Source organism: Enterococcus bulliens (genome assembly GCF_053761865.1).
The window spans coordinates 1-4,887 of record NZ_JBSMXK010000042.1; the positions used below are offsets into that span (position 1 = coordinate 1).

Annotated in this window: 7 protein-coding genes; 6 read left to right on the forward strand and 1 reads right to left on the reverse strand. The window is 38.4% G+C overall.

Annotated elements, in window-relative coordinates; translation table 11 throughout:
- The 4 genes from ACWOEC_RS11865 to ACWOEC_RS11880 all read left to right on the forward strand — a co-directional run.
- Positions 1–168: DUF4298 domain-containing protein (locus tag ACWOEC_RS11865; protein WP_455308424.1), on the forward strand; the 168-nt coding region annotated here is incomplete at its 5' end.
- A gap of 712 nt (positions 169–880) precedes the next feature.
- Entirely contained in the window at positions 881–1,117 is a 237-nt protein-coding gene (locus ACWOEC_RS11870) for a hypothetical protein (protein ID WP_455308414.1), read from the forward strand.
- A gap of 3 nt (positions 1,118–1,120) precedes the next feature.
- Positions 1,121–1,855: an ISL3 family transposase gene (locus ACWOEC_RS11875; RefSeq protein ID WP_455308416.1), complete on the forward strand. Its 735-nt coding sequence runs from the start codon at positions 1,121–1,123 to the stop codon at positions 1,853–1,855.
- 155 nt (positions 1,856–2,010) lie between these two features.
- Positions 2,011–2,208: a transposase gene (locus ACWOEC_RS11880; RefSeq protein WP_455308426.1), complete on the forward strand. Its 198-nt coding sequence runs from the start codon at positions 2,011–2,013 to the stop codon at positions 2,206–2,208.
- 115 nt (positions 2,209–2,323) lie between these two features.
- Here ACWOEC_RS11880 and ACWOEC_RS11885 read toward each other — a convergent pair whose 3' ends face one another.
- Entirely contained in the window at positions 2,324–2,605 is a 282-nt protein-coding gene (locus ACWOEC_RS11885) for a hypothetical protein (RefSeq protein ID WP_455308418.1), read from the reverse strand.
- A 178-nt stretch (positions 2,606–2,783) separates the two neighbouring features.
- Between ACWOEC_RS11885 and ACWOEC_RS11890 the strand changes: the two genes are divergently transcribed.
- Complete coding sequence (locus ACWOEC_RS11890) at positions 2,784–3,725, forward strand: alpha/beta fold hydrolase (protein ID WP_455308420.1); 942 nt, start codon at positions 2,784–2,786, stop codon at positions 3,723–3,725.
- A 611-nt stretch (positions 3,726–4,336) separates the two neighbouring features.
- Positions 4,337–4,887: tyrosine-type recombinase/integrase (locus ACWOEC_RS11895; protein ID WP_455308422.1), on the forward strand; the 551-nt coding region annotated here is incomplete at its 3' end.

Consider the following 4,887-nt stretch of genomic DNA (forward strand, 5'->3'; position numbering starts at 1 on the left):
AAAAATTTTTATGGTAGTGAAAAATGGTTTGAATATATGGAAATTGAAAAAATCCCAGTAAAATGTGGTGTTTTAACAGAAGACCAATTATATGATATGATTGGTGATCATAGTGAACTTCTTGGAGTATTACTTGACCTAACTTCAAAAATGTACAAAAATTTTTAAAAAAATAAGCACCACTTAAGGTGCCATTTCTTGCCTGCTGAACTCATTTTTAGTGACTTTTTATATAGTTTTGATTTTGTTTTATTTTCATCTAACTGTAAACCAAATCATCACAAACGCTTATATATCAATGGAGTTTACTGTAAATTTACACTGTTTAAATGCTAGGTTTAATTCTACAAATTTTTTAAATGTTTCGATTTTGAATTTTATTTCAGGTAAATTTCTGGAAGAGTAAGTAGACCAGCCTTTAACGTCACTTACAATTATAGCTAATTCTTTATGAGCATTAATAATTCCCATTGTTGCCAATTTTCCAGGTTCTAAAATTACGACGTAATCACTTAGTTTTTCTTCTAATCGATTTTTAAAATTAAAATCAATGGAGCGTTCTTTATCTTTATCTAGAAAATGGGGGATAACGATAATGTCATCTGAATTAAACTGCTTTACTCTATCAAAGAAGTCATTTTCTGATAAAGTAAACGTATCATAGTTTCTATTTGAATCATTCTCGAATGTTTTATAAAATGCTTCCTTGCATGATGGATCGCAAATCAGAACAATATGGATTTGGTTCTTTTCACGGTTCTATAATATTTGGTGTTGATGAGTTTTACCACTCATTGGCACCATTTTTTTATGGAGACATGAAAAAAGGCCAGTGAACTCCTATAATTAAGTCACCACAACTGCATGAAGGAGAATTCATATGACCCATTCATATTTTATACGAAAAACACTCGGACTCAAAGACAAGAATATCCATTTTGAAGAACAGGTGACTGAAGAGCGAATCAACGACCAAAACCATTTGGTTTTGTACGGGAAATTGACCTATACACCGAAAGCCTGCGAAAAATGCGGGACCGTTAACCGCTCGTCATCGGACATCGTCAAGAATGGGACGAAACTGTCGACACTTAAAATTGGTCAAATTAATTTCTAGCCTGTGTTACTCAAATTAAAGAAACAACGGTTTCTCTGTAAATACTGCCGTTCAACTTTTACGGCTGAAACTTCTCTGGTTGACCGCCACTGTTTTATTTCCAATTTTGTCAAATCGACGATCGCGAAGGAGCTGCGCCATGAACAGTCCATGAAATTGATTCGGGAACACCTAAATGTCTCTTCTAATACCGTGATTCGGGTATTGAGAAAAGTGGGTGAAACCTTGGCGCCGGAGCGCCGTGATTTGTCCTCACACCTTTGTATTGATGAATTTAAGTCGGTGAAGAACGTGAGCGGCGCCATGATCTTTATTTTTATGAACGCCGTGAACCATGAAGTGATTGATATTGTGAAAAACCGTCAACAGCACTATTTATCTGATTACTTTATGCGTTATTCATTGAACGCACGCCTGCGGGTAAAGACGGTCACGATGGATATATATTCGCCCTATATCGGGCTGATTAAAGCCTGTTTCCCTAAAGCCGACATTATCATTGATCGCTTCCATATTGTCCAACATCTGAATCGGGCACTCAACCACACGCACATCCAAACAATGAACTGTCTGCGCTATACACGCCTGCGCGATTATCGGAAACTGAAAAACCAATGGAAATTGGTATTAAAAAACGAAGCAGATTTAAATTTTCATGATTTCTTTACCCATCGTCTCTACACCGTCATGGTGTCAGAGTATGTGATGGCCAATTACTTAGTCGAGTTGAGCTCATAGTTGAGGGACACTTACCAACTCGTCAACCACCTGAAAGGCGCTCTGAGAACCGTCGGTTCTCGTTATTTGAATCATTACTTCTAGCATCTAAAAAACGCACCTATCCGCGCAAAATACGAACGGTCCTGCAGACGCTTGAAAAATACATAAACCCGATTCAGAATGCCTTTAAATATACTCTCTCAAACGGTCCGATTGAAGGCGTCAACAATAAAGTGAAGAATATTAAACGCTCCGGTTACGGCTACCGAAATTTTTATCATCTAAGAAGTCGGGTCGTGATCAGTTTTACGCTAACCCGCGAAGCCATCACCGAAAAGCCGCTTTATTTTAAAGAAGATGCCGCTCATTAAATCGCTGGTTTTCCATAAAAAAACCTCCAATGGAGGAAGCACATTACAACTAGGACTTAATTATAGAAAAAAGGGAATACAGTTGAACTGTATCCTCTTAAACTTCTTATCAAAACTATTTGACAAAGAGCTTTTCCGGATTAAAATAATCCTGGATGGTTAGTTCTTTGTATTTTTCATTGGGCGACTCTGCCTCAGATTCGGAAAGATCTTCTTCGGTTGCTGTTTCTGAGTCAGAAGTGTCCGATGTTGATTGGGTAACTGCTGTCGTCTCATCAGGTGAATTTATTCGGGGCGTTTCTTCAGCAGTTTCAGAATATCCGGCTAAGACAGCGACAGTTAAAAGAGAGATAAATATCATTTTCATTTTATATTGATTCCTTTCTTCGTTCAACATGACCACTCTTTTCAGTATCATATCAACGTTTGGATGTAATTTTAGCAGAAATATTTCCATCGAGTAAGTCAATAAAACACTTTTGACAGTGCTTACATTATAGATTATAATGTATTTTGGCAATACATGATAAAGGGGATTTATACAACATTCAACAGTTTATAAGGAGGCTGTAAAAATGGCAATTCATGAAGTTGAATTTAAGTCGTTTAATGAGATCGAGACGGTAAAGGGATGGATTTATACTCCCATTCGCGAACCTATTGGGGTCGTTCAAATCGTTCATGGGTATGGTGAACATTCACGCCGATATCTCCATATGATTTTGATGTTGAATGAGGCCGGTTTTGTCGTGGCCGCCGATGACCATGTCGGACATGGAAAGACCGCTTATGATTCCGACAACTGGTCGAATTGGGGAGATAAAGGCTATATGACAATGGCCGAAGATGAACAAAAACTGCACGAACTAATCAAGGAAGACTACGGTGACCTGCCCTATTTCATGTTTGGCCACAGCATGGGCTCTATGATTGCCCGACTATATGCGACGAAATATGGCGAAGAGCTGGACGGTTTAATCTTGTGCGGGACTTCAGAAATTTTCCCTGAGATGGAAAATATTGTCTCTGAATTAAAGGCTGAAATCGATGCAGGAAACGGCGAACAAGTGAACCCAGACTATCAAAATCGAATGTTTGAATGGATGACGGAGCGAATTGAAAATCCAAACACGCCGAACGACTGGATCAGTAAAGATCCGGACATTGTGGCGGACCACGCCAATGATCCGTTCAACAACTTCATTTCCGTCCCTAATATTCAATCACTTTATCAGTTTGCTCAAATGATTCAACAAATCCTGGGGACGGAATGGTCCGAGAAAGTCCCTACTGATATACCTATCTACAATATCGCCGGTGATGAAGATCCGGTCGGAAGATATGGCGAAGGCGTCTATGCGGTTTCTAATTGGCTGCTGGAAACGGGCCATCAAGTGAAAACAAAACTGTATTCAGGCTACCGCCATGAAATTCACAACCACCGCGAGATTCGCGATGAAGTCGTCGCAGGCATTATCGACTTTATAACGGAGCACGCCAGAGTAAAAGCTAATTAAATTCTCTAGTCGCTCTTTTCTTAATTAAAAACAGTTGGATGAGCTCAAGAATATGGCAGCTGTCATATTCTTGGCTCTCTGTCAAATAGTGTTGCTGAGTCAACCGATGGAGAATTAGAAACAATCTACAGTAGGGAAGAACCATTTACACAAAATTATTGACGCTCCCAACTAAAAGTGTCAAAACAATGATGAAATCATTTAGTTCTTATAAATTAGACAAGAGAAAATAAATATTCCATATCTACTTTATTGGATCCATAACATGACTAAATTCTGAATACTTTTTAAAGCTTATCATTTGGTAAAACTGAATATAAGTTAATTATATAGACTGAAAATTTTGAATTTTCAGAATAGAATAACTTAAAAGTACTGACAAAATTTTTTAAAGGGGCAATATTAATGTTCTGAGATAATCAAATCTTACCGAAAATATCAAAAGCCAATGTGACACAATCGGATTCTGTCACATTCGTTAAAATCGCTCCATCCTTAGAGGCTCTAAGAGGAAATCACTTTTCTTTTAGGGCCTTTTTTCTATAGCTTGTTTAAATGTTACTTATTATCTGTTATAATCGTATTAAGTAACATTTGAGAGGGGACTAAAAATGAAGAGCGTGGAACCGATTCGCGACAAAAAAAAGATCGATGCCATGAAGGCCATTTTGGCTTCCGGAAAATATGGGCAACGAAATTTGGTGCTTTTTTCAATCGGGATCAATACAGCGTATCGAATCTCCGATTTAAGGCAGTTGAAATTAAGTGACGTGTTAGAAATTTCACGTGGAAGGGTGATCGTCAAAGAACGTCTGGCCATGAAGGAACAAAAAACGGCCAAACACAATTCGGTCTTCATTTCGAACAAATTGCGAAAAGTGATTCTCGATTATGTTCAATCCGAATTTCCTGAGCAGCTGCAAGTACAAGATTTCAGCAAGTATTTGTTTCCAAGTCGAAAAGGAGCAGATACGCCTTTGACCCGACAAAGCCTTTGGCGGATCATTCATGAAGCAGGAATGGCGGTTGGGTTGAAAGAAATTGGTCCCCATTCGATGCGTAAGACTTTTGGCTATTTTTTGTACAAGCAAGGAACCAAAACAGAGATCATTCAGTCGCTGCTCAACCATTCTTCGCAACGGGAGACCTTACGCTATATTGG